The 22,856-nt window shown below is 61.7% G+C and carries 24 protein-coding genes; 5 read left to right on the forward strand and 19 right to left on the reverse strand.

Annotated features, from left to right (window positions below; genetic code table 11):
• The 4 genes from VL598_RS08280 to VL598_RS08295 form a co-directional block, all read right to left on the reverse strand.
• Positions 1–419 (reverse strand): hypothetical protein (locus VL598_RS08280; protein WP_325326225.1); only part of this gene is annotated, 419 nt, incomplete at its 3' end.
• Positions 416–1,348, reverse strand: a complete 933-nt coding sequence (locus tag VL598_RS08285; RefSeq protein WP_325326226.1) for a hypothetical protein — start codon at positions 1,346–1,348, stop codon at positions 416–418. The genes VL598_RS08280 and VL598_RS08285, both read right to left, overlap by 4 nt.
• Positions 1,345–1,971 (reverse strand): hypothetical protein, encoded by a 627-nt coding sequence (locus VL598_RS08290; protein ID WP_325326227.1) that lies wholly within the window; start codon positions 1,969–1,971, stop codon positions 1,345–1,347. The genes VL598_RS08285 and VL598_RS08290 overlap by 4 nt, the downstream gene beginning before the upstream one ends.
• Before the next feature lie 14 nt (positions 1,972–1,985).
• Entirely contained in the window at positions 1,986–3,047 is a 1,062-nt protein-coding gene (locus tag VL598_RS08295) for a pilus assembly protein PilM (RefSeq protein WP_325326228.1), read from the reverse strand.
• 266 nt (positions 3,048–3,313) lie between these two features.
• Here VL598_RS08295 and VL598_RS08300 point away from each other — a divergent pair, with 266 nt between their 5' ends.
• A complete protein-coding gene (locus VL598_RS08300; RefSeq protein ID WP_325326229.1) occupies positions 3,314–5,755 on the forward strand; it encodes a penicillin-binding protein 1A in 2,442 nt (813 codons plus the stop codon).
• A gap of 71 nt (positions 5,756–5,826) precedes the next feature.
• Here VL598_RS08300 and cyaY read toward each other — a convergent pair whose 3' ends face one another.
• Entirely contained in the window at positions 5,827–6,144 is a 318-nt protein-coding gene (gene cyaY / locus VL598_RS08305) for an iron donor protein CyaY (protein ID WP_325326230.1), read from the reverse strand.
• Between the two features lie 45 nt (positions 6,145–6,189).
• Here cyaY and VL598_RS08310 point away from each other — a divergent pair, with 45 nt between their 5' ends.
• Positions 6,190–6,522, forward strand: coding sequence for a lipoprotein (locus VL598_RS08310; RefSeq protein WP_325326231.1), 333 nt, complete (start codon positions 6,190–6,192; stop codon positions 6,520–6,522).
• Between the two features lie 37 nt (positions 6,523–6,559).
• A complete protein-coding gene (lysA, locus tag VL598_RS08315; RefSeq protein ID WP_325326232.1) occupies positions 6,560–7,822 on the forward strand; it encodes a diaminopimelate decarboxylase in 1,263 nt (420 codons plus the stop codon).
• 38 nt (positions 7,823–7,860) lie between these two features.
• Here lysA and msrQ read toward each other — a convergent pair whose 3' ends face one another.
• The 5 genes from msrQ to VL598_RS08340 all read right to left on the reverse strand — a co-directional run bounded on the left by msrQ (position 7,861) and on the right by VL598_RS08340 (position 14,100).
• A complete protein-coding gene (msrQ, locus tag VL598_RS08320) occupies positions 7,861–8,610 on the reverse strand; it encodes a protein-methionine-sulfoxide reductase heme-binding subunit MsrQ (RefSeq protein ID WP_325326233.1) in 750 nt (249 codons plus the stop codon).
• Complete coding sequence (gene msrP, locus VL598_RS08325; RefSeq protein ID WP_325326234.1) at positions 8,610–9,617, reverse strand: protein-methionine-sulfoxide reductase catalytic subunit MsrP; 1,008 nt, start codon at positions 9,615–9,617, stop codon at positions 8,610–8,612. Before msrP ends, msrQ begins: the two co-directional genes overlap by 1 nt.
• A gap of 203 nt (positions 9,618–9,820) precedes the next feature.
• On the reverse strand, positions 9,821–11,014 hold the full coding sequence (gene ccsB, locus VL598_RS08330; RefSeq protein WP_325326235.1) for a c-type cytochrome biogenesis protein CcsB: 1,194 nt from the start codon (positions 11,012–11,014) through the stop codon (positions 9,821–9,823).
• Positions 11,015–11,018: 4 nt separating this feature from the next.
• Complete coding sequence (locus tag VL598_RS08335) at positions 11,019–13,217, reverse strand: cytochrome c biogenesis protein ResB (protein WP_325326236.1); 2,199 nt, start codon at positions 13,215–13,217, stop codon at positions 11,019–11,021.
• A 235-nt stretch (positions 13,218–13,452) separates the two neighbouring features.
• Positions 13,453–14,100 (reverse strand): c-type cytochrome, encoded by a 648-nt coding sequence (locus tag VL598_RS08340; protein ID WP_325326237.1) that lies wholly within the window; start codon positions 14,098–14,100, stop codon positions 13,453–13,455.
• Positions 14,101–14,602: 502 nt separating this feature from the next.
• Here VL598_RS08340 and yihA point away from each other — a divergent pair.
• On the forward strand, positions 14,603–15,250 hold the full coding sequence (gene yihA, locus VL598_RS08345) for a ribosome biogenesis GTP-binding protein YihA/YsxC (RefSeq protein WP_325326244.1): 648 nt from the start codon (positions 14,603–14,605) through the stop codon (positions 15,248–15,250).
• A 452-nt stretch (positions 15,251–15,702) separates the two neighbouring features.
• Positions 15,703–16,701, forward strand: coding sequence for a porphobilinogen synthase (gene hemB, locus VL598_RS08350; protein WP_325326238.1), 999 nt, complete (start codon positions 15,703–15,705; stop codon positions 16,699–16,701).
• Positions 16,702–16,901: 200 nt separating this feature from the next.
• On the opposite strand, the gene dsbD is transcribed toward hemB, so the two are convergent.
• The 9 genes from dsbD to infA all read right to left on the reverse strand — a co-directional run.
• The gene (gene dsbD / locus VL598_RS08355) at positions 16,902–18,827 is read right to left on the reverse strand and encodes a protein-disulfide reductase DsbD (RefSeq protein WP_325326239.1); all 1,926 of its coding nucleotides are present in this window, start codon (positions 18,825–18,827) and stop codon (positions 16,902–16,904) included.
• Positions 18,820–19,146, reverse strand: a complete 327-nt coding sequence (cutA, locus tag VL598_RS08360) for a divalent-cation tolerance protein CutA (protein WP_325326245.1) — start codon at positions 19,144–19,146, stop codon at positions 18,820–18,822. Before cutA ends, dsbD begins: the two co-directional genes overlap by 8 nt.
• 166 nt (positions 19,147–19,312) lie before the next feature.
• The gene (gene rplQ, locus VL598_RS08365) at positions 19,313–19,708 is read right to left on the reverse strand and encodes a 50S ribosomal protein L17 (protein ID WP_325326240.1); all 396 of its coding nucleotides are present in this window, start codon (positions 19,706–19,708) and stop codon (positions 19,313–19,315) included.
• Between the two features lie 163 nt (positions 19,709–19,871).
• Positions 19,872–20,849, reverse strand: coding sequence for a DNA-directed RNA polymerase subunit alpha (locus VL598_RS08370; protein WP_325326241.1), 978 nt, complete (start codon positions 20,847–20,849; stop codon positions 19,872–19,874).
• A 121-nt stretch (positions 20,850–20,970) separates the two neighbouring features.
• On the reverse strand, positions 20,971–21,594 hold the full coding sequence (gene rpsD / locus VL598_RS08375) for a 30S ribosomal protein S4 (protein ID WP_325326242.1): 624 nt from the start codon (positions 21,592–21,594) through the stop codon (positions 20,971–20,973).
• A gap of 146 nt (positions 21,595–21,740) precedes the next feature.
• Entirely contained in the window at positions 21,741–22,145 is a 405-nt protein-coding gene (gene rpsK, locus VL598_RS08380) for a 30S ribosomal protein S11 (RefSeq protein WP_006052224.1), read from the reverse strand.
• A 31-nt stretch (positions 22,146–22,176) separates the two neighbouring features.
• Complete coding sequence (gene rpsM, locus VL598_RS08385; RefSeq protein ID WP_325326243.1) at positions 22,177–22,542, reverse strand: 30S ribosomal protein S13; 366 nt, start codon at positions 22,540–22,542, stop codon at positions 22,177–22,179.
• A gap of 40 nt (positions 22,543–22,582) precedes the next feature.
• A complete protein-coding gene (gene rpmJ, locus VL598_RS08390) occupies positions 22,583–22,699 on the reverse strand; it encodes a 50S ribosomal protein L36 (RefSeq protein WP_004199844.1) in 117 nt (38 codons plus the stop codon).
• A gap of 21 nt (positions 22,700–22,720) precedes the next feature.
• Positions 22,721–22,856: translation initiation factor IF-1 (infA, locus tag VL598_RS08395; RefSeq protein ID WP_325326246.1), on the reverse strand; the 136-nt coding region annotated here is incomplete at its 5' end.

The raw sequence follows: 22,856 nt of genomic DNA on the forward strand, positions 1-22,856 counted from the left end.
GCCTCCGATGTGCCCGACCGCTCAATCGGCGATTCCGCCAGGGGCACGCCGTCTTCGGTTTCCGGTAGAAGTCTGGCCTTCCCTTCACGATCGTCGTCGACATCCTCTTCGACACCGTCATCGATTCGGTCATCGATGTGGTCGTCCCGCGCGTCGCCCGGCAAGCCCTCGAGCTCGAAGGCCGCGGCCTGACGCGTCGTTGTTGTGCCCGATCGGCGGCTGCCGCTAGCGCCCCACTCGATGCCGGGCGTGATGTCCAATGCCTCGATGGAGCTCTTCCCGCCCGTCGCCGCGTCCGCACGCTGCAGCTCGGGCGGAAGCGGCGGCAGCGGTGACACCGATGCACGCACGGTGAATGCTGCCAACAATCCAGCACCCAAGGCAGCGAATAACAGAGGGAAGCGATGACTATGCCTCATGACGCGTTCTCCGGGAACGTGAGCACGCGGCGCCCCTCGCGGCTCGCGAGCGTCACGCCGTGAGCGTCGATGCCGACGATTCGCTCGGCGCCCAAAGCCTGCCCCGACTCGTACACTGCAAGCCCCGTTTCGGTTTCAAACATGGCGAGACCCTGTGCCTTGCCATGTATGACGCCGAGCAGGCGCATAGGGGCCAATGTCGCGGCTGGCGCAGCGTTGACAGCTCCGAACGGGTCGGCAAGCTCTAGCGTCTCGCCAGGTGCCGCCGCCGACTCTCGCGCCTCATGCCCGCCCGCGGGCAATGCCTCGTAGACCCGCAGCGTCGCTTCGATCGCGAGCGCGTTGTCTGCGCGCTCGACGCGCAGCGCCGTCGGAACGACAAGCGACGGCAATGTCGGCAAACCCTGCAAGAACGCGAGCCATTGCGCGAAGCTCGCCCGCGCCACAATGCGCAGGTGCCGCGCCGCCTGCACCCCATCGCCCGAGCGAGCGCCAGCGCCGGGTTCGAGCGATTGCAGCGCCACGCCCGAGCGTGCCGCCAGTGACGAAATCGCTTGCCACTGGGCCGCACGCGACGAATTTGCGTCATCGGCAAGCGCACCTCGCTTTGCCGCCGCACTCCTCAGCACGGGCAGTTTGACAAGCGCGGCACGCGCTTCATCGACGCGCCGTTGAAGGTGGGCAAGCTCGGCATCGTTTTCGACCGGCATCCCAACGCCAGCGGCGCGCCAGCCGTGCACACCCGTCGCAAACGCGACAGCAGCAAGCACAACACCCAACAAAAGCCGGTGCGATGAACGCCAATGCTCAGGGCGTGCGGTGAGGCCGCTGAGCCAACGCCAGAACCGGTCTTGACCTGAGCTCGCGTTACCAACCAGCCAGCTCGCTTGCCCCAGCCGTTGCCGAACCTCGTTCAACATCGTCCTCATCGCCGTATCCGCCCGACTTTCGGACCCTCGGACGGTGCGCCGACGGCAATAGGTTCATCCCACATCACACGGGCCGTGACTTCGGTCTCATGAGGCGCGCCTTTGGCCGCCAGGCGCCAATCCGTAATTTCGGCAATGCGAACGCCGCGCGCGCGAGCCAATTGGTCGATCCATGCCGCAGAGGATGCGTTGTCAGCAGCGCTTGCAAAGAGCTCCAAACCGCCCTCGCTCATTTTGATCCGGTGGAGCACCACGCCTGAGCTCGGCGTGCGGCCCAGTGCGTCGAATGTCTCGAGCAACAGGGCTCGCGGCCGAGCTAGATCGGTCGCAACCTCCGCATGCCCCTGCGCCCGCGCGCTCGCGGCCTCAAGCCGCCTGTACTCGGCAAGCGGCGTGGCGAACCCGGCCAGCGCTCGCTCGAGCGCCGCGCGCTGCGCCGTTTGTCCCGATTGGCGAACGGTGTCAAAAGCCGTCCATGCCAAGGCCGCGAGCGCGCCGACAAGCACGGCCGCCACCGACTCGATGACGAGCCGGCGACGACGCTCGCGTGCAACTGTTTGCCGATAGGGCAGCAGATTGAAGCCGCCGATGCGAATGCCGATCGCCCGTCCGCCTTTGTTCATCAGTGCCCGGGCGATCATTCGCGCACCCCGCGCAACGCCAACCCGAATGCGACAGCGAAGCTAGGCGCACAAGCCCAGTGACAGGCGCTGGCCAACGAAGCGTGCGTGTCCGACTCAAGAAACGGGGTGCACTCGAATGGCCGTACCGCGCATCCGAGTAGGCGACTGATGTCGGCGAGCGACACGCCGCAGCCGGTCAAGCGACCCAAATCGCCCCCTACAACCGCGCAGCCGAGCGCCTGGCCAGCCGCGAGTGTGCACAGCGCTGCCTCCAGATCCGGATGTTCGGGTGCCGGGTAGCGCACCGAGGCTTGGACCGATTCATCCGTCACACGCCAGCCGTACATGCCGTCACCGCCGAACCAAATTGCGGCAAACGGCACGGCCTCACGCAGTTCGTGTTCAGCGACATGGCAGAGCGCGCGCAGCGCGGCAGGCAACTCGCCGTCCACAGCACGCAACGCAATCCCCGCGGAAGCGGCAACTTCGATACGTGCCTCGAGATAATGCCGGGCTGTGGCTGCTATCGTGACGTGCGGCGCCGCGGCTGCGCGCGGCGAGGCGGATACCGGAGCAGCACACCCGCAGTTACCCTCGTCGACGAACCAATCGACTGCGATTGCCCGACGCTCGATGCCGGCGAGCCGCTCGGCGTGCGCGTAGACGGCGGCTTCCATCGCATCGATGGTGCTTTGATGCAGCGCCTCGCCCAAGCGCGAAGACGGATGCGGAAACGGATGCGATAACGGCAGGGAGTCGATGATCGTCGCGCTGCCCGGCACCGCCATCGCGCACGACAGCCGCCGCCCCACCGCGCGGTATCGGGGCCACTGGGAAAAGAGCGCGGCGACGGCGCGTGCGACGGCGGCACGGTCGGCAATCTCGCCGCCAGCCATGGCCGAACACTCCAGCGCCATCTCCCCGAGCCATTCCACCCGCACCGGCCCCGCTCGCTCACCGCCACGGCTCAGCACGACAAGCCTTGCCTCGGAGACGCCAAGATCGACGCCCGCGGCAAAGCGTCGACGCAACGGCCAAGGCAGCGGCGGGGACAGCAGTTGGCTGACAGCCAGCATGAATTCTCCTTACAACACCGCCGGGCCGGTCAGCCACGGCGAAAGTTCGCGATGGAGAAATTCTGCAAAGTGAGCCGCCTCAAGGCCATTCAGCCGAATGGCCAACATCGATATTGCATCCAAGCCAGCAGAGCAGCCCCAAAGATTAGGCCCCCGGTATCCCGTCACGTACCAGTTCTCGGAGCCGCACGCCCCTGACAATTAAGCCAATCGAAAGCTAAGCGTTTCGCCCGCTATAATCGCTGCGTGTGCTTGTCACCTTTCGTATGCAGCCCCTCGACCCGCAGCCGCCCACCTCACCGCCACCTGCGCCACCCAAGCGCAGTCTGCTGGCGAAACTTGCCGCAGGCTTGGCGGCATGCGCGGTCATGGCGGGGCTGGCCGTTGGGCTCGTGCTCGCGTATGCGCTCATCGTGGCAAGCCCCCGCCTGCCGCCGATCAACGCGCTCACCGAATATCGGCCGAAAATTCCCATGCGCATCTATACGTCTGATCATGTCCTGATCGGGGAATTCGGCGATGAGCGGCGCGATGTCGTTCGCCTCGCGGACGCGCCAGCGTTTCTGAAAGAGGCGATTGTGGCCATCGAAGATGCCCGCTTCTACGAACATGCCGGTGTCGATTTCGCTGGCGTGGCGCGGGCTGGCGCCGTTGCTTTCATGAACGGCCATGCGACCCAGGGCGCAAGCACGATCACGATGCAGGTGGCGCGCAACTTCTTCTTATCGAGCGAAAAGACGTACACGCGCAAGGTGTACGAAATGTTGCTCGCTTACAAAATCGAGCGTGAACTGACGAAAGATCAGATTCTTGAGGTCTACATGAATCAGATCTACCTCGGACAGCGCGCATACGGCTTTGCGTCGGCGGCGCGCATCTACTTCGGCAAAAACCTGAAGCAGCTCACGCTCGCCGAGTCGGCGATGCTCGCGGGCCTGCCGAAAGCGCCGTCGGCCTATAACCCTGTCATCAATCCAGCGCGTGCCAAGCTGCGCCAGCAGTACATCCTGCTGCGGATGCTCGAGCAGGGCTATATCACGCGGGGACAGTATGAGGCGGCGGCCCAGGAGCCGCTCGTGCTCGCGAAGAACACGGCCCAGCAGTTCAGCGTGCACGCCGAGTATGTGGCGGAGATGGTTCGCCAGGCGATGTACCAGCAATATCGCGACGAAGCCTACACACGAGGCCTCACCGTCGTGACCACCATCGATTCCGCCGATCAGGCCAACGCCTATCGCGCGTTGCGCCGAGGCTTGCTCGCCTATGACGCGCGCCGAGGCTATCGGGGCCCTGAAGCATTCATCGATCTGCCCGCCGACGCCGCGTCGCGCGAACGCGCGATCGCAATCGCGCTCGCCGCCCGGCCCGACAATGGCGAAATCGTCCCGGCCGTCGTGACGAAGGCCGATGCACATCACGTCGAGGCCAAGCTTGCGGACGGCAGCGTCGCGAGAATCGAAGGTGACGGCCTGCGTTTCGTTGCCCCTGCACTCGGACCGCGCGCCGCGCCCGCATTGCGCATTCGTCCCGGCGCGATCGTGCGGGTCACACGGCGCGACGACGGCAGCTGGCGCATCGTTCAGTTACCACAGGTAGAAGGCGCCTTTATCTCTATCGTGCCGCAGGATGGTGCGATCCGCGCGCTCATCGGCGGGTTCGACTTCAACAAGAACAAGTTCAACCATGCTACGCAGGCGTGGCGCCAGCCTGGTTCGAGCTTCAAGCCTTTCATCTATTCGGCTTCGCTCGATAAAGGGCTAGGCCCGGCGACCATCATCAACGATGCACCGCTTTTCTTCAACGCCTCCCAAACGGGCGCGGCACCGTGGGAACCGAAAAACTACGGAGGCGGCTTCGACGGTCCGATGACCATGCGCACCGCGCTGCAAAAGTCGCGCAACCTCGTGTCGATCCGCATCCTTGCGCGAATCGGCACACATTACGCACAGCAATACATCACACGCTTCGGGTTCGACGCCGAGCGACATCCCGCCTACCTGCCAATGGCGCTTGGCGCGGGGCTTGTCACACCGCTGCAGATGGCCGGGGCATACTCCGTGTTCGCCAACGGCGGCTATCGTGTGAATCCGTACTTGATTGCCGAGGTCACCGATCAGCAAGGGGTCGTTCTTGCCCGCGCGCAACCGATCGTCGCCGAACAGGATGCGCCGCGCGCGATCGACGCGCGCAACGCCTACGTGATGAACAGTCTGCTGCAAAGCGTGGCGCAGCGCGGTACGGGTGCGAAGTCGAATGAGCTTGGCCGCCGAGATCTCGCGGGCAAGACCGGCACGACGAACGACTCTCGCGACGCCTGGTTCGCCGGCTATCACCACACACTGGCGGCGATCGCGTGGGTTGGCTACGACAACCCACGCAGTCTTGGCGATCGGGAAACCGGCGGGGGTGTCGCCCTGCCGATCTGGATGGACTACATGCGCGACGCGTTGAAAGGGGTGCCCGCCTATCAGATGCCGATGCCGGCCGATATCGAGACCGTCGCTGGCGAGCCTTATTTCAAAGCGTTCCTGCCCAGACAAGGCTTTGTGTCGTCGGTCGACGTGCCAGCCCCGGCAGAACACAAGACCGAAGGCGAGCCCGAAGCAACCGTGGACGCATCGGGAGCGACTGGCGCAACGCCCTTCCTCGTGCGAGGCGCCGGCTCCGAGCAAAAGGAACAACCGACAAACTCGCTCGAAGGCGAGTGAGTCAAGACGGCTGCCATGGCCGAGACGCTTTCCCGTTCCCGCTTTCCCGCGCGACGTCGATCGAAGACCGCTTACGCCTCGAAAGTGACAGGCTGCCCGGCCTGCTGCGAGGCGTAGTCGGAAAGCGCCGCAAAGAACTCGCTGCCATTGCGCGTGTCGCGCCATTGGCTGTCGGTGAACTTGTAGTGAAAGCCACCGGCCTTCGCTGCGATCCAGATTTCTTGCATCGGCGGCTGAAGGTTGATGATGATCTTCGAACCGTTTTCAAATTCGAGCGTAAGAACGTTGCCGCTGCGCTCGCCTTCGATGTCGGCCTCGATGTTGTCGAGTGTGCGCTCAACAGTGGCGAGCACGGCCTCGGCACGGCTCAGGTAGTCAGTGTCGGTCATGCTAAACTCCGGCGGTTCAACTCTTCACAGACCTTAGAGGCAGTCATGCGAGTCGTCTTCAGGATGAGCGCGATTGTAGCGGCTTTGGCCGTTGCCGTTGCAGGCACCGTAGCGCTCGAGGGCTGCGGCAATCGCGGACCGCTCTATCTGCCGACGGTTCCTCCGTTGCCTCCGAAGCCGGCCGAAGAAACCGTGCAGCCGCCGCAGCGCGCTGCATCGGGTGCCGAAGCAGCGTCAAGTGTCGACGCCAATCCCGCGCCGGAGTCCGAAGGGACACCTTTGGAGCTCGCGCCGGTGGATAAACTGTCGACGCCGAAATCGGGTGCGAAGTCGCCCTCGTCAGCAAGCCCGGCCTCGGGCAGCGCAGTCGATCAGTAACGCTGCACCGCCCCACTTAATTAAAACCGATCCCCGTATGTCCCAATCCGCCTTCACGCATGTCGACGGTGTACTTCACGCCGAAGGCGTCAGCACCGTAGCGCTCGCTGACGAGTTCGGCACGCCTCTTTACGTCTACTCGCGCGCCGCATTGACCGAGGCCTACGAGGCTTACGCGCGCGCCTGTGCAGGACGTCGCGCGTCCGTGCACGTCGCCGTCAAGGCGAATAGCAACCTCGGCGTACTGAACGTATTCGCCCGGCTTGGCGCAGGCTTCGACATCGTGTCGGGCGGCGAACTCGCGCGCGTGCTGGCGGCGGGCGGCAAAGCCGAGAACGTCGTCTTTTCGGGTGTCGGTAAAAGCGCGGATGAAATGCGCGAGGCGCTCAAAGCCGGCGTAAGTTGCTTCAACGTTGAATCGATTCCAGAACTGGACCGGCTCGACGCTGTTGCCGCCGAGCAGGGCTTAAAGGCACCGGTTTCGCTGCGCATCAATCCCGATGTCGATCCGAAAACGCACCCGTACATCTCGACGGGACTCAAGGCAAACAAGTTCGGCATCGCGTTCGACGATGCGCGCGAAACCTATCGGCGCGCAGCCGCAATGCCGCACCTCGAGGTAACCGGCATCGCGTGCCACATCGGCTCGCAGATCACGGAGATTTCACCTTACCTCGATGCGATCGACCGGCTCCTCGAGCTCGTCGATCAGATCGAAGCAGATGGCACGCCGATTCACCACATTGACGTAGGCGGTGGCCTCGGCATCACCTACAACGATGAAGCGCCGCCCGATATCGGCCTTTTTGTGCGTACTGTGCTTGATCACATCGAGGCACGCGGCCACGGACATCGTGCCGTATGCTTCGAGCCGGGCCGCTCTGTGACGGGCAACGCCGGCCTGTTGCTCACGCGCGTGGAGTTCTTGAAGCCTGGGGAGGAAAAGAACTTCGCCATCGTCGACGCGGCGATGACCGACCTCGCCCGCCCCGCGATGTACCAGGCATTCCATGCTATCGAACCCGTGTTGCTGCGCAACGAGACGCCGAGCGTCTACGATGTGGTCGGTCCCGTGTGTGAAAGCGGCGATTGGCTCGGACGCGATCGGTCACTGGCCATCGCCGCTGGCGATTTGCTGGCGATCCGCTCAGCCGGAGCCTACGGCTTCGTGATGAGTTCGAACTACAACACACGGCCGCGCGCGGCAGAGGTCATCGTCGACGGCGATAACGCCTATCTCGTGCGGCCGCGAGAGACGGTGCGCGAACTGTTCCAAAACGAAACGGTCTTGCCGCGCTGATCAACCGTGCGGAGCCGGCCTCAGCGGGCCGGCCCGACCTAACTCGGCAGTCTGCTGATGAGCCTTGAGCGTATCGAGGCGACTAAACGCCAGCCCAACAGCACCACAACGATTGCGCCGTAGACTTTCGGCTGGAACAGATCGTTCTTCCCCGCCTTCATCCACCAGAAGTGCACGATCGCGAGCGCGGCGATCAGATAAACGGCGCGATGCAGCGTCTGCCAATGCCGCCCCAGCCTGCGGGCGACCGCGCGCGGCGAGGTGACGGCTAGCGGCACGAGCAGCACGAATGCGGCAAAGCCCACGGTAATGAACGGTCGCTTACCGATGTCCTTGACGATCTGCACCACATCGAACCACTGATCGAACCAGATGTAGGTGATGAAGTGCAACGACGCGTAGAAAAAGGCGTAAAGCCCTAGCATGCGTCGGAACCGAATCAACGCGTTGATCCCCGTCAGCTTGCGCAGCGGCGTCACAGCAAGGGTGATGCAAAGAAAGACGAGCGTCCAGGTTCCCGTTGTCCAGGTAATGTCGCGAATCGGGTCTGCGCCGAGCCGGTCGGTCAATCCATCGATCAACAGACGGGCAAGCGGATACCAGCTCGCGATGAAAATAGCGATCTTGGCGGGGACCACCCATCGTCCCTGTTTGCGCGGCGCCGCCGGGCGCGCCGTACGAGCCGTGCTCGGTGCACTTGCAAGGGCATCGGAACGTACCGTGTCAGCGCGTTCGCGAGCCGCATCGCCTGCGCGCGAACTGCTTAATGTGGGCGTAGTGGTGGCCATCAAAAATTCCTGCGCAGATCCATACCCTGATACATCGATGCGACGAGGCTGCCGTATCCGTTGAACATCAGGGTCTTTCGCTTCGGCGTGAAAAAGCCGTCCTCGCCGATGCGCCGCTCGGTAGCCTGACTCCAGCGCGGGTGATCGACATTCGGGTTCACGTTCGAATAGAAACCGTACTCATTGGGCGCATAAGTGTTCCAACTGGTCGGCGGCTCTTTGTCGATGAAGCGAATCTTCACGATCGATTTCGCACCCTTGAACCCATATTTCCACGGCACGACAATGCGAACGGGTGCGCCATTCTGGTTCGGCAACACCTGCCCATAGAGGCCAACCGTGAGCAGCGTGAGCGGATTCATGGCTTCGTCCATGCGCAAGCCCTCCGAATAGGGCCAGTTAAGAATGGGATCGGAGAGGCCCGGCATTTGTGATGTGTCGGCGAGCGTGATGAACTGCACGTATTTGGCGTTGCCGGTAGGCTCGACGCGCTTGATGAGATCGGCAAGCGGAAAGCCGATCCAGGGAATCACCATCGACCATCCTTCCACGCAGCGCATGCGGTAGACGCGTTCCTCGAGCGGCGCTAGCTTCAGCAGCTCGTCGATGTCATAGACCCTCGCGTTCTTGACCTCCCCCTCGACACTGACGCGCCAGGGATGCGGACGCAGCGTACCGGCGTGCTGCGACGGGTCGCTTTTGTCGGTGCCGAATTCGTAGAAATTGTTGAACGTGGTGATGTCTTTGAACGACGTCACCTTGTCGGGTGCGACGAAATTGGGGTTCGTCGCAGCGGCGAGCTTGTGCGCCGCCGGATCGGGCGACGCGAAGCTTGCGCGCGCAGCAGGGCTAGCAAGTCCCAGGAAACTTCCCGTGGCGGCAAGCCCCGCCATCCCTGCTGCCTGCAACAGCCGGCGACGGTTCTCGAATACAGATTGCGGCGTGATCTCGCCGGCGCGAAGGTCCTCGCCCGTCAGCAGCTTGCGCTGCGCTCGTTTGATCAACACAGTGACAGCTCCTATTGGAATCGCCGGGCCGTGCGTCCGTCATATGGTTCGATGGATAAGCCCGATGTCTCCATATACAGCCCGACCCGCCATTTGGATGCACAGGACGCTAATGCGCCGCCAAATAAGAAACCGCCGGCAGGCAGGCCCACTCGGCGGTTTGATTGTTTGATTCGATTGTGGCCAGGGGACCAGCAGCGACGTTACAGCTTACCGTAGCTGTGCAGGCCCGAGAGGAACATATTGACGCCGAGAAACGCGAACGTCGTCACGACCAGCCCTGTCAGCGCCCACCATGCGGCGACGCCACCGCGCAACCCCTTCATCAACCGCATATGAAGCCATGCGGCATAGTTGAGCCAGACGATCAGCGACCAGGTTTCTTTCGGATCCCAGCTCCAATAGCCGCCCCACGCCTGAGCGGCCCAGAGGGCACCCAAAATCGTCGCCACCGTGAAAAAGGCAAAGCCGACGGCAATCGACTTGTACATGACGTCGTCGAGGACTTCGAGTGCCGGCAAGCGATCGGCGAGTACACCGCGCTCCTTCACGAGATAAGCAACGCCGACCATAGCCGACAGCGCGAAACTGCCGTACCCGATGAAGTTGGCGGGTACATGAATCTTCATCCACCAGCTCTGCAGCGCGGGCACGAGCGGCTGAATCTGCTGCGCGTCGCGGGCGATCGAGTACCACATCAAGAAACCGACGGCCGCGCTAATTACCAGCATGACGAACGCACCGAGCGCGCGCGTGGCGTAATGCTGTTCGTAAAACAAATAGAGCAGCGCGGTAATCAGGGAAAAGAGGACAAAAACCTCATAGAGGTTCGAGATAGGAATATGGCCAACGTCGGCGCCGATCAAATAGGACTCGTACCAACGCACCATCAGGCCGGTAAAACCCATCAGCACAGCAAACCACGTCAGCTTTGAGCCGATGGATCCGCCCGAAGGCGACCGAGAAAGTGTGCCGATCCAGTAAAACACCGTGCCGAAAACAAAAAGCGCGCTCATCCAAAGGATCGCCGACTGGCTCGACAAGAAATACCTAAGGAAGAAATTACTGTCGGCGCGCGAAAGATCGCCCTGGTAAATATTGATCGACAGCACCGCCAGCCCAGCGATACCCGCCATCAGGAGCCTCGAAGGCTTCCAACGCCAACCCAGTGTGACCAGCGCCGGTACGGTACCGATCAGCACGAGCGTGTCGTAGTAATTCATGAACGCGTGATAACGCGCGAGCGCGAACCCTGCACCGGTAGCCAAAGCGACGGCAAAGAGCCAGTCGAGCACGCTCAGGCGCCGAATGAACGAACGCTCATCCAGGACGCCGATCGAGGCAAGGGAAGCAGCGTCCGCCGTGCGGTGGGAGCGGGAGGCGTTGGTCAATTCCATGTTGTTACCGAGTGTGGTCGCGGCCCAGAGTTTCGGTAGGCGATGCCACCGTTTCTGCATTTTGGGCGAAGGCGCCGAGCGTGGCACCGACCGTTTCGCGCGTCGTTGCGAATTCCTTCTCGAAATCGAGCGTCCTGCGCGCCGTGGACATGGCCATCACGACGCTGGCGCCGGAATGCGAGTCCTTGAGCCAGAACCAGAGGCGTCGCTCGCGCACGTAGAACATCGAAAAAATGCCGAGCACAAGCAACAGGCTGCCAAGATACACCACTTTCTTGCCGGGCGCGCGCGTCAGCTGAAAGACCGAAGCCTGCACCTGCTTGAACGAATCGAGCTGCAAGTAGACCGGCGATCCATACAAAAGGCTATCCGACAACGCATTGATCGACGTCTGCACGAACCGCGACGCCGCGGCATCGGGGCTCATATCCGGCTCGCCGGCTTGCTCCCGGGCGAGCTGCCAGAGATCCCAGGTGGCGCCTTCGAGCATTCGCAGCAGCAGCGATGCTGCCTTTTCCTGCTCCGCTTTGGGCACTGAGTGGTCGATGAAGTTTGCGATTGCCTGGAAACCCGCGTTCGGCCGGCCCACGGGTGCCTTGGCGTCGTTCTCGTCGCCATTGACGAAGAGCGTCAGCACACGCAGTGCGCTTTGCTGGAGATGTTGGCGCAACTCGGCGTTGCTCTCGGGCACCGAGCGCTCGGCGAAGCGCTGCGCCGCCTGAGCGCGCAGCGATGGATTCGCGAGGGCCGCGCGCAGCAGCATCCACTCCTTGAGCGTGCCATTGCTGTCGGCCGGGATGCGCAAATACCGGAAGGGGTCTTCGGGGTTCAACCGCACGCCGGCCAGGAACACCTGCTCGCCTTGAATATCGATTGGCGCCATGTAGTTGTTGAACTCACGGGCCTGACCGTCTGTCCCGCGGATCTTGTACTGCACCGACGGCCCGACGTTCTGTAGATTGACCTGCTTCGAAGTCTTCGCGCCGGAGCCCAGCCGATCGTCGAAGAACTGTACGACCGCGCCTCTCGACGCAACGCCGCGCGCGTCGGTCTTGCCGCTGCCGTCCGTCATGTCTTCGACGTTGATCGCGCGGAAATCGGTGAATTCGACGCTTTGGCCGTCGACCCCGGCCATCGAAGCCGGAAGTGGCGCCGACCCACCAATCGTGCCGACAACCGGCATCGTTGCCACGCCGCCGCCGGCCATCGGCCAGGCCGTCATCGTCACCTGCGAGCCGCCATCTTGAAAGCTCGACTGATAGATGGCCACGTTGTCGTACTCGAACGGCTTGTTGACTTCGACGCGGGCCGGAATGCGCTTGCCGGTCTTGTGATCGATGATGACGATGTCGCTGGCAAAGAGCTTCGGCATACCGGTCGAGTAGTAGTCGACGATGAACCGGTTGAGCTGGATCGAAAACGGCAGGTCCTGGATTAGCGAGCCGTTGGGTTGATTGAGAATGGCCGTCGACACGTGTTGGCCCTCGGGCACCCATGCATAGCCGCGGAAGGTTGGGTTCGAGGACGAGAGCCGATGCTCGGGCGCGATGTCACTGATGACGCTGCTGCTCGCTACCGGCGACTTGCCGAACAGCCACATCTGCAACTTGATGGGCAGATTGCTGTCGAGGAGCCCGCCGAGACAGATCACGACGATAGCGAGGTGCGCAAAGATATAGCCGATCTTGGCGAGCGCGCCGCGTTTGGCTGCGATGAGCGTTGCTCCGTCGGTTTCTCGCACGATGAACCGGTAGCCGAGCTTGCGAAGCAGCGCGGCGAGCCGCGTGGCGGTTTCGGCGCGCGAACCCTTTACCGCGTATTCGGCTTTGTGATGAAAGGCGCGCAGGCTGCCTTCGCGGACCTTGTCCTTCCAGCTTTTTGCGTCCGCGATCATTTTTGGCCCGTTGCGCACGACGCACAACGAGATCGACACGATCAAGAAGCCGAGGATCAACAAGAACCACCAGGCGCTATAGACCGTATAGAGGGCGAGTCCGCGGAAGATGTCGGCCCAAAACGGGCCGAACTGATTCACGTAATTCGGGTAGGGATCATTCTGGGTCAGGACAGTGCCGACGATGCTTGCGACGGCCAGCACGACGAGCAATGCGATGGCGAATCGCATTGAACTCAGCAATTCGACGGCGCTGGTCAGCGCACGCCGTTCTGACTTGGACTCATAACCTGACGTCGTGACACTCATTCCCACTCCAAAACTGCCAGCAAAAAAGGGGGGCCGCCGACAAACTACCGCCCCACCCTTTTGTTGTGTCGGCTGGAGTTAGCGCTTTAGCGCTTACTCCAGCCCCATGCAAAGCGGTCGGCTGGAGTTAGCGCTCTAACCCTTACTCCAGCCCCTTAGCGCCCCTCACCCAATGCCAATCGACCAGTCCATCAGGCCACCGGGCTCGCTTGGCCGCGCATCAGCACGGCCACGATCAATGCAAGCCGGCCATGTAATCGGCGACCGCCTTGACTTCCTGATCGGACAGACGCGACGCGATTTGGCGCATCGGCTCGCTATTGTTACGCGAACCCTGCTGGAATGCATTCAATTGCGCAACCAGATAGTCTGCCCACTGCCCCGACACACGCGGATACTGAATCGGCACGCCTTGGCCTGCCGGTCCATGGCAGGCGGCGCAGGCCGGCACGCCCTTGTCAGCAACGCCGCCGCGATAGATTCGCTGTCCAAGCGACACGGTAGCCGCCGCGCGCGCCACACCCGGCGTGGGCGTTTGCGTCGCAAAATAGGCTGAAACGTTGACCATGTCCTGGTCGGAGAGCGAGGTAACGATACCCGCCATGACCGGATTCTGGCGTGCGGGAACTGACTTGCCTGCCTCAGCCTTGAAGTCCTTCAGCTGTTTGACCAGATACTCCTGAGGCTGCCCCGCGAGCTTTGGGAACGCTGCGGTGGGACTGTTGCCATTCACTCCGTGGCAGGCGGCGCAGATGGTTGTCGCAATAGTCTGGCCCCGGTTGATATCAGGCTTGGGTGCATCCGCCGCGCTGGCGGACATTGCGCCGAACACGCTGGCTACCACCACGCTGAGGACCGCCCAACCTTTGCAAAGTCGATTCATTCACACACCCGGTTTCATTTTTTTGAGCTTTGCATGGAATCGGAGCAAGCACTGAAGCGCTAACTTGAGCCGACAGCTTTGCATGGGGCTCGAGTAACCGCCGAAGCGCTAACTCCAGCCGACAGCTTTGCACGGGACTCGAGTAACCGCCGAAGCGCTAACTCGAGCCGACAGCTTTGGAGCGCCCTCGAGCCGTTGCTGGCGTGAGCCCCTCTGTGCTGCAAACAACCGCCTAGTGGCCCGGCCATGGCTCGAGGAGGTTTCGCACTACGCATTGATTTCGCTAGGCGTTCCTTGCATTCAGGCGCCGCGCGCCTTGCAAGATTACGCTTCCCCGGCCTCGGCGGATGCAAACCTTCGTATTGTACAATACCGTTGTATCGCCAAAGCCGCCAGTCGGCGCCACTCGGGCCGTACCAGCCCACCAGAACACGGCATTGCCTCTTGGCTCTCAGTCCAGCGAGCCCCCCGGGCGTCGCCCGCTCGTTTCCCATTTTCCGCCATGGCCTTCCTGCTGCACCAATCCCGCTTCTTCACGACCGTTAACCACTTGCGCGATCTTCCTGCCACGGTGGTACCCGAAATCGCATTCGCGGGCCGCTCCAACGCGGGAAAATCGACGGCAATCAATGTGCTGTGTAATCAAAAGCGTCTTGCTTTTGCGAGCAAGACGCCCGGTCGCACGCAGCATATCAATTACTTCAGCGTGGGTCCTGCGGCTGAACCACCGACCAGCTATCTCGTGGATTTGCCGGGCTACGGCTATGCGGAAGTGCCAGGCGCGGCGAAAGCGCACTGGGAAGCGCTCCTGTCGAGCTACCTGCAAGAACGGGCGCAACTGCGCGGCATGATTTTGATGATGGACTCTCGCCGCCCGCTGACCGAGCTCGACAGGCGCATGATCGAGTGGTTCGCGCCGACAGGAAAGCCGATTCATACTTTGCTGACGAAGTGCGACAAGCTGACTCGACAAGAAAGCATCAATGCCCTTCGCGCGACGCAAAAAGGGCTCGCCGAATATCGCGATGCCGGGTACTCAGGGGAGCTGACCGCGCAACTCTTCTCAGCGCTCAAGCGCACCGGCCTTGACGAGGCTCATACCTTGATCGAAAGCTGGCTGCTGAACAAGGGCGATGCCAACTCACTTTGAGTGCGGCGTTTCCCGCGCGCTCTACCGTGCGCCGCGCCTTCAGCAGGCGCGTTCGCCCCAGCTGAGGGCCACTCACCTTCGGCGAGGCTGCACTTTCAAAGCGTTGGCCAAACCTTGCTTCGGCGCCGACTTCCCCTCGGCACACATCGCCTCTCTCACAGCGTGAGGGGTTCCCCCCTCAGCCCTCCTAAACCACCCTACGTGCAGTTCGGGCGAGTAGAGGACTTTCACCTTCCAGTGAGTGCGCCCTGCCGGGCGCCATAAAAAAACCCGCCGGACCTCGGCGGGTTGAACAGCCTAATCGAAAAAACGACAGGCACCCGCTCAGGGAGGAGAAGCGGGGAGCTCGGCGCCAAGCGCCTCACTCGTTCGCTATCATATACCATTGCTCGCCGATTTTTCGGCGCCGCCGTTTGCCCTTTTATCAAAACCCAGCCAGTTTTCAGACCGTTATGAGTCCTCATCCACACTACCGTCCGCGACGTATGCGCCGCGATGATTTCTCGCGCCGCCTTATGCGCGAAACCGTACTGACGCCCGACGATTTCATCTATCCCGTTTTTATCGTGGAAGGCTCGAACGTACGTCAGCCTGTCGCGTCGATGCCTGGCGTCGAGCGCGTTTCCGTTGACGTGCTGCTTGGCATCGCCGAACAATGCGTCGAACTCGGTGTACCGGTGCTATCGCTTTTTCCAGCCATCGAGCCGTCGCTGAAGACGCCCGACGGGCGCGAGGCCGCGAACCCGCAAGGGCTCGTTCCGCGCGCAGTGCGTGAGTTGAAGGCACGTTTTCCCGAACTCGGCGTGCTGACCGACGTCGCCCTCGATCCGTATACGAGTCACGGCCAAGACGGCGTATTGGATGAGGCGGGCTATGTAATGAACGACGAAACCATCGCGATTCTCGTCGAGCAGGCACGTACGCAAGCAGAAGCTGGTGTGGACATCATCGCCCCCTCCGACATGATGGACGGCCGCATCGGCGCGCTGCGCCAAATGCTCGAAAGCACCGGCCATATCCATACGCGGATCATGGCTTATGCAGCGAAGTACGCGTCGGCGTTTTATGGCCCCTTCCGCGACGCAGTCGGTTCGGCGTCGAACCTAGGCAAAAGCAGCAAGATGACGTACCAGATGGACCCGGCAAATTCAGATGAGGCGCTACGCGAAGTCCGCCTCGATATCGATGAAGGCGCCGACATGGTCATGGTGAAACCCGGCATGCCTTATCTCGACATCGTGCGGCGCGTGAAAGATGAGTTCCGGTTTCCGACTTACGTTTATCAGGTGAGCGGCGAGTACGCAATGCTCAAGGCCGCCGCTCAAAACGGCTGGCTTGACCACGACAAAGTCATGATGGAATCGCTGCTTGCGTTCAAGCGCGCGGGCGCGGACGGGGTGCTCACTTACTTCGCGCTCGATGCCGCGCGGCTATTGCGCGCGCAAAAATAAAATACTCGACAAGGGCAACCGTGCGTCGAGCGCCGTCACTGGCGCTCGACAATCCGATACGCCGATGGCGAGGTCGCTAAGCCGCAGGCGCCGGGCTTGGTTTGGCGCACGTGCCGATGAATAAGAACAGCGCACCACGGCAATGCCCGGTTGCATCAACAACGTCCGGCCCCGAGTCAGGGCTGTGAATCACGGCTGTGTCAGGGCTGTGAAGCAGAGTTCAACCGGTCAAGGCGCCTCAGGAATACATCAGCCGATTCATAGCCGACTACCCGCTCGACTTCCTTCCCGCTACGATCGAAAAAGACGATCCCAGGGGGGCCAAAAAGCGTAAAGCGCTTGAGCAGTGCTTGATCGTCGACATCGTTGGCCGTCACGTCGGCCCGCATCAATTGCAGTTGCGCGAGCCGGGCGCTCACACGCGGGTCCGAAAAGGTAAAGCGCTCCATTTCCTTGCAGCTCACACACCAATTGGCGTAGAAGTCCAACATGACTGGTCGGCTGGCAGTCTTCAACGCTTGATCGAGGCTCGTCGTCGACCGAACCGGCTGGAACGGGAGCGTGTTTGTCTTGTTATCGCCCACGTCGCTGCCTGCTTTGCCGGCATCGTCCGCGACAGCGGCACCCTTCGAGACGGTTGACTCGCCAGGCACAGCGCCGCGCATGGTCAGCACTGCCAGCGGACGCAGCGGATCGTTCGAGCCGGCTGCGAGCCCGACGAGCAGCGTCGCCGCCCAGATCGCGAGCGCCGCGCCGAGGCCGCGACCGAGACGCCGCCAGACCGAGACCGAAGGCGTGCCGGCCAGCGGTGTGAACAGCCCCAGCGTTGCGGCGGCAAACAGCAGCCAGAGCGCACCGAGCAGCATCTGCGCCGCCGCCCCAAGCACCGGCCAGACAATCCAGAGTGCGGCTGCAAGCAGTATGACGCCGAACAGCACCTTAATGCCGTCCATCCACGTGCCACTCTTCGGCAAGAGCACTCCCGCACCGAGGCCGACGACGACCAAAGGCACGCCAAGACCGAGGCCCATCGAAAACAATGCAGCGCCACCGAGCACAGCGTTGCCGGTATGCGCGATAAATGCGAGTACGGCGAAAAGCGGTGCGGTCATGCAAGCACCGACGACGAGCGCCGAAAGCGCGCCCATCGCTGCGACGGCCGCTAACTTGCCGCCCGAGCGCCGATTGGAGGCTACCGTGACCCGGTCGTGCCAGCGCTGCGGCAGGGCGATATCGACACCCGCAATCAACGACATGGCGAACACCGTGAGCAACAGCGCGAATGCGCCCAGCACCCACGGGTTTTGCAGCCAGGCGCCGAGGCTTTGCCCGACGAGCGCGGCGGCAATGCCGAGCCCGGTGTAGACGAGGGCCATACCGAGGACGTACGCCAACGACAAGACAACGCCACGTGCACGCGTCACCTTGTGACCTTCCCCGATGATGATCGCCGAGATGATGGGAATCATCGGATACGAGCACGGCAAGAGGCTCAACACGATGCCGGCGAGAAAGTACAACCCGACGGTTGCGGCGAAGCTGCCGCCTTGCAGCAGCGATTGCGCATAGTCGGCGTTCGTCACACGCTCGTACCAGGGCACAGCCGCGACATCATCGCTCTGTGCCGCAACCGTTTCTGCGCCGGTCGCACCGGCCGCGTGCAGCGCTGCCCCCTCGACGCGATAGACGTGATTGGCCGGCGGATAGCAAATGCCTGCGTCCGCGCAACCCTGCGATGTAACGCTGAGGTCAAAGGGCCCGTTAGCGGCCGTGACGGGAATGCGGATCACGACCTCATTGCGATACGTCTCCACGTTCTTTTCGAAAGTGGGATCGAACTTCACATGGCCGCTCGGCAGTTGCGCGGCCCCGAGTGTCGCGTTGCCGCTTTTCACGGCGAAGGCAAAGCGCTCGCGGTACAGGTAATAACCATCGGCGATCGCAAAGCGCACGTCGACCTCACCCGGCTGTTCGGTTGCGCTGAAGCGGAAAGCCGATGATGGATCGAGGAAATCATCGGCACGCGCGACACCGGACAAGGCTGCCGTGAAGCAAGAAGCAACCAGAAAGACAAAAAGAAGGCGCGCCAAGCAGGCTACACCGCGCAGGTTCACCAATCTAGACATGAGTAGGACGATGAGTTTCCGCTACCACCCATTGGCCGTAGGCCGTGGATGCGTTTGCCGGCCACGAGATGATCTCCGGCGTTTCATAAGGGTGATGGGCGGTAATGAATCGCTCGAGTTCAAGCGCGCTGGTTGCGCTGGTCTTGAAGAGCAGTTGGACTTCCTCGGCGGTTTCCACCTTGCCCCGCCAACGGTAACGAGAACGAACGCAGCCCGCCTCAGTTACGCAGGCAGCGAGCCTCGCGTTAAGCACGCCATCGATGAGTTTTGTCGCCGAAATCGGATCCGGCAGCGTGGTCAGCATCAAAACGATGTCCAACGGCATAGCCTCCTCCACAGCGCTCGGCGATTAAAGCAGCCCTTATCGTATCACCGGTCAAGATACCACCACGCCGGCCGCGGAACGCCTACCGACGAAGGAAACCAGGGCCCGAATACAAAAAGGGCCAAGCTATGCCTGACCCTTTTCTTATGACACGGAACGCTTATTCAGCTTCCTGAACCTCTTCAGCCTCCACCGGTTCCGGGCGGTCGAGCAGCTCGACGAGCGCCATCGGCGCGTTGTCGCCCACGCGGAAACCGAACTTCAGGATGCGGAGGTAGCCACCCGGACGGTTCGCAAAGCGCGGACCGAGCACTTCGAAGAGCTTCGTGACCGAGTCACGATCGCGCAGGCGGTTGAACGCGAGGCGGCGATTTGCGAGCGAAGGCTTCTTGCCGAGGGTGATCAGCGGCTCAACAACCTTGCGCAGTTCCTTCGCCTTCGGCAACGTCGTCTTGATGACTTCGTGTTCGATGAGCGAGTTGGACATGTTACGGAGCATTGCCAGACGGTGGCTGCTCGTGCGGTTCAGTTTCCGCAAACCATGACGGTGACGCATTTTCGTTTCCTTGGTTCAGAGTTTTGATCCAGCTCTTCTATCGCCCCCGAAGCTGTTGCCGTTGTTGCGGCGACACGGAGACACGGGCCGGTAGAAAAAATCGGCAAGGCGCGCATTTTAAGAAAAAATGCGCAACCTTGCCAGTCCCGGGGCGATACCCCGATTACTTGTCGAGACCAGCCGGCGGCCAGTTCTCGAGCTTCATCCCAAGCGTCAAGCCGCGCGACGCCAATACTTCCTTGATTTCGTTGAGCGACTTGCGGCCGAGGTTCGGCGTCTTCAACAACTCGTTCTCGGTGCGCTGGATCAAGTCGCCGATGTAGTAGATGTTCTCGGCCTTGAGGCAGTTCGCGGAACGAACCGTCAACTCGAGATCGTCCACCGGACGCAGCAGGATCGGATCGATCTGCGGCGCGCGCGACGGCGCTTCAGCAGCGGCTTCCGTGCCCTCGAGTGCCGCGAACACCGCGAGCTGGTCGACGAGAATGCGAGCCGACTGGCGGATCGCTTCTTCCGGCGAGATGACGCCGTTCGTCTCGATGTTCATGACGAGCTTATCGAGATCGGTACGTTGCTCGACCCGCGCACTCTCAACCGAGTAGCTCACGCGACGAACCGGCGAGAACGACGCATCGAGGACGATCCGGCCGATGATCTTCGCCGTTTCGTCACCGTAGCGACGAACGTTGCCGGGCACGTAGCCACGACCCTTCTCGATCTTGATCTGCACGTCGAGCTTGCCACCCTTCGACAGGTGCGCGACAACGTGATCGGGATTGATCACTTCGCAATCATGCGGCAACTCGATGTCGCGCGCGGTCACCACGCCTTCGCCTTCCTTGCGCAGCGTGACCGTCACTTCATCGCGGTTGTGCAGCTTGAATACGACACCCTTCAAGTTCAGCAGCAGATTGACGACGTCTTCCTGAACACCGTCGATCGTCGAGTACTCGTGCACCACGCCTGCGATCGTCACTTCGGTCGGCGCATAGCCGATCATCGACGACAGCAGGACGCGCCGAAGCGCATTGCCCAATGTATGGCCGTAACCGCGTTCAAACGGTTCCATGACCACTTTCGCGTGGTTGTCGCCGAGCGATTCCACACCGATGATCTTGGGCTTCAACAAACTGGTTTGCATAGGTTTTCCTTTTCAATACCCTCGGCTCGTTACACCGATAAGGCTGACCGGCAATACCTGAAAATGAACAGCCGGGGCGCCCGCTGCGTCATGCAATCGGGTACCCCGGCCGCGAATCCGATTAACGCGAATACAATTCGACGATCAGGCTTTCGTTGATGTCGCCTGCAATATCGGCACGCTCCGGCATTTGCTTGAACGTACCTTCGAACTTCTTGGCGTCAACAGAGACCCAGCTGGCCACGCCGCCTTGCTCGGCGAGTGACATCGCTTCGACAATCCGCGCCTGCTTCTTGGCCTGCTCGCGCACAGCCACCACGTCGCCAGCCTTTACCTGCATCGACGGAATGTTGGCGACTTGGCCGTTAAGCAAAATCGCCTTGTGGCCCACGAGTTGCCGTGCTTCGGCGCGAGTCGAGCCGAAGCCCATGCGGTAGACGACGTTATCGAGACGCGACTCGAGCAATTGCAGCAGGTTCTCACCGGTGTTGCCCTTGCGGCGGTCGGCTTCCGCAAAGTAGCGGCGGAACTGACGCTCGAGCACGCCATAAATGCGCTTCACCTTCTGCTTTTCGCGCAACTGCGTGCCGTAGTCAGACGTGCGCGCACCCGAAGTACGGCCATGCTGGCCAGGCTTGCTGTCAAGCTTGCACTTGTCGGCGAGCGAGCGGCGGGCGCTCTTCAGGAAGAGATCGGTGCCTTCACGGCGAGAGAGTTTGGCCTTTGGGCCGGTATAGCGTGCCACGTTGCTTTCCTTCTAGATTAATCACGCAAGGCTGTTCGCCCGCGCTAGTCCGGACCCGACGGGCCGAACGGTGGACTTAGACAATCGATATGCAAATAGCCTGCCGGCGCATCGAAGCGCCAGCAGGCGTTGCATCTACGCGTGCCTTAGATACGGCGACGCTTCGGCGGACGGCAACCGTTGTGCGGGACGGGCGTCACATCGGAGATCGCGGTGATCTTGATGCCAAGACCATGCAACGCGCGAACTGCCGACTCGCGACCCGGGCCGGGGCCCTTGATCCGCACTTCGAGGTTCTTCACGCCGTATTCCATCGCCACACGACCAGCCGACTCCGCCGCAACCTGCGCCGCGAACGGCGTGGACTTGCGCGAGCCCTTGAAACCCTGGCCACCCGAGGTAGCCCAGGCAAGCGCGTTCCCTTGGCGATCGGTAATGGTGATGATGGTGTTGTTGAACGACGCGTGAACGTGAACCACGCCCTCGGCGACGTTCTTCTTAACCTTCTTGCGAACGCGTTGCGCCGCGGAGTTGTTCGAAGCCTTAGCCATTACGTTTTCCTGTAGTAATCGCGCTTAACACTTACTTCTTAAGCGATGCCGCGGCACGGCGCGGACCCTTGCGTGTACGCGCGTTCGTACGGGTACGCTGACCACGCATGGGCAGACCCTTGCGATGACGTACGCCACGATAGCAGCCCAAGTCCATCAGGCGCTTGATGTTCATCGTGACTTCGCGACGCAAATCGCCTTCGACCACGAACTTACCGACTTCTTCGCGCAGCTTTTCGAGATCCGAATCGGTCAAATCCTTGACCTTCTTCGAATATTGGACACCAGCCGCGTCACAGATATGCCGCGAGCGCGTACGACCGACACCATAGATCGCCGTCAGGCCGATTTCGGTATGCTGGTGGTTCGGGATGTTCACCCCTGCAATACGAGCCATTGTTTTTCCTCAAACAAAAAGCGCATCAAAAGCGCGGCAGTTAGCCTTGGCGCTGTTTGTGGCGCGGATCAGAGCTGCAAATCACGCGCACTACGCCTTTGCGCTTGATGATCTTGCAATTGCGGCAAATGCGCTTAACCGATGCCATCACTTTCATGATATTACCCTTTTTCCCAAATCACTTCGCCCGGAACACGATCCGCGCACGCGACAGATCGTAAGGCGTCAATTCAACCGTCACCTTGTCGCCTGGCAAGATACGGATGTAGTGCATTCGCATCTTGCCCGAGATGTGCCCTAGGACGACATGGCCG

Source organism: Trinickia sp., assembly GCF_035492435.1.
GTDB lineage: Bacteria > Pseudomonadota > Gammaproteobacteria > Burkholderiales > Burkholderiaceae > Trinickia.

Excerpts from the sequence above, each read along its gene's own strand:
- cyaY (WP_325326230.1), bottom strand. The coding sequence starts at position 6,144 with ATGACCGACACTGACTACCTGAGCCGTGCCGAGGCCGTGCTCGCCACT.
- dsbD (WP_325326239.1), bottom strand. The coding sequence starts at position 18,827 with ATGTCTAGATTGGTGAACCTGCGCGGTGTAGCCTGCTTGGCGCGCCTT.
- yihA (WP_325326244.1), top strand. The coding sequence starts at position 14,603 with ATGGCCTTCCTGCTGCACCAATCCCGCTTCTTCACGACCGTTAACCAC.
- ccsB (WP_325326235.1), bottom strand. The coding sequence starts at position 11,014 with ATGGAATTGACCAACGCCTCCCGCTCCCACCGCACGGCGGACGCTGCT.
- hemB (WP_325326238.1), top strand. The coding sequence starts at position 15,703 with ATGAGTCCTCATCCACACTACCGTCCGCGACGTATGCGCCGCGATGAT.
- lysA (WP_325326232.1), top strand. The coding sequence starts at position 6,560 with ATGTCCCAATCCGCCTTCACGCATGTCGACGGTGTACTTCACGCCGAA.
- rpsK (WP_006052224.1), bottom strand. The coding sequence starts at position 22,145 with ATGGCTAAGGCTTCGAACAACTCCGCGGCGCAACGCGTTCGCAAGAAG.
- VL598_RS08335 (WP_325326236.1), bottom strand. The coding sequence starts at position 13,217 with ATGAGTGTCACGACGTCAGGTTATGAGTCCAAGTCAGAACGGCGTGCG.
- VL598_RS08295 (WP_325326228.1), bottom strand. The coding sequence starts at position 3,047 with ATGCTGGCTGTCAGCCAACTGCTGTCCCCGCCGCTGCCTTGGCCGTTG.
- VL598_RS08300 (WP_325326229.1), top strand. The coding sequence starts at position 3,314 with ATGCAGCCCCTCGACCCGCAGCCGCCCACCTCACCGCCACCTGCGCCA.
- VL598_RS08370 (WP_325326241.1), bottom strand. The coding sequence starts at position 20,849 with ATGCAAACCAGTTTGTTGAAGCCCAAGATCATCGGTGTGGAATCGCTC.
- msrQ (WP_325326233.1), bottom strand. The coding sequence starts at position 8,610 with ATGGCCACCACTACGCCCACATTAAGCAGTTCGCGCGCAGGCGATGCG.
- VL598_RS08290 (WP_325326227.1), bottom strand. The coding sequence starts at position 1,971 with ATGAACAAAGGCGGACGGGCGATCGGCATTCGCATCGGCGGCTTCAAT.
- VL598_RS08340 (WP_325326237.1), bottom strand. The coding sequence starts at position 14,100 with ATGAATCGACTTTGCAAAGGTTGGGCGGTCCTCAGCGTGGTGGTAGCC.
- rplQ (WP_325326240.1), bottom strand. The coding sequence starts at position 19,708 with ATGCGTCACCGTCATGGTTTGCGGAAACTGAACCGCACGAGCAGCCAC.
- VL598_RS08285 (WP_325326226.1), bottom strand. The coding sequence starts at position 1,348 with ATGAGGACGATGTTGAACGAGGTTCGGCAACGGCTGGGGCAAGCGAGC.
- rpmJ (WP_004199844.1), bottom strand. The coding sequence starts at position 22,699 with ATGAAAGTGATGGCATCGGTTAAGCGCATTTGCCGCAATTGCAAGATC.
- rpsM (WP_325326243.1), bottom strand. The coding sequence starts at position 22,542 with ATGGCTCGTATTGCAGGGGTGAACATCCCGAACCACCAGCATACCGAA.
- VL598_RS08310 (WP_325326231.1), top strand. The coding sequence starts at position 6,190 with ATGCGAGTCGTCTTCAGGATGAGCGCGATTGTAGCGGCTTTGGCCGTT.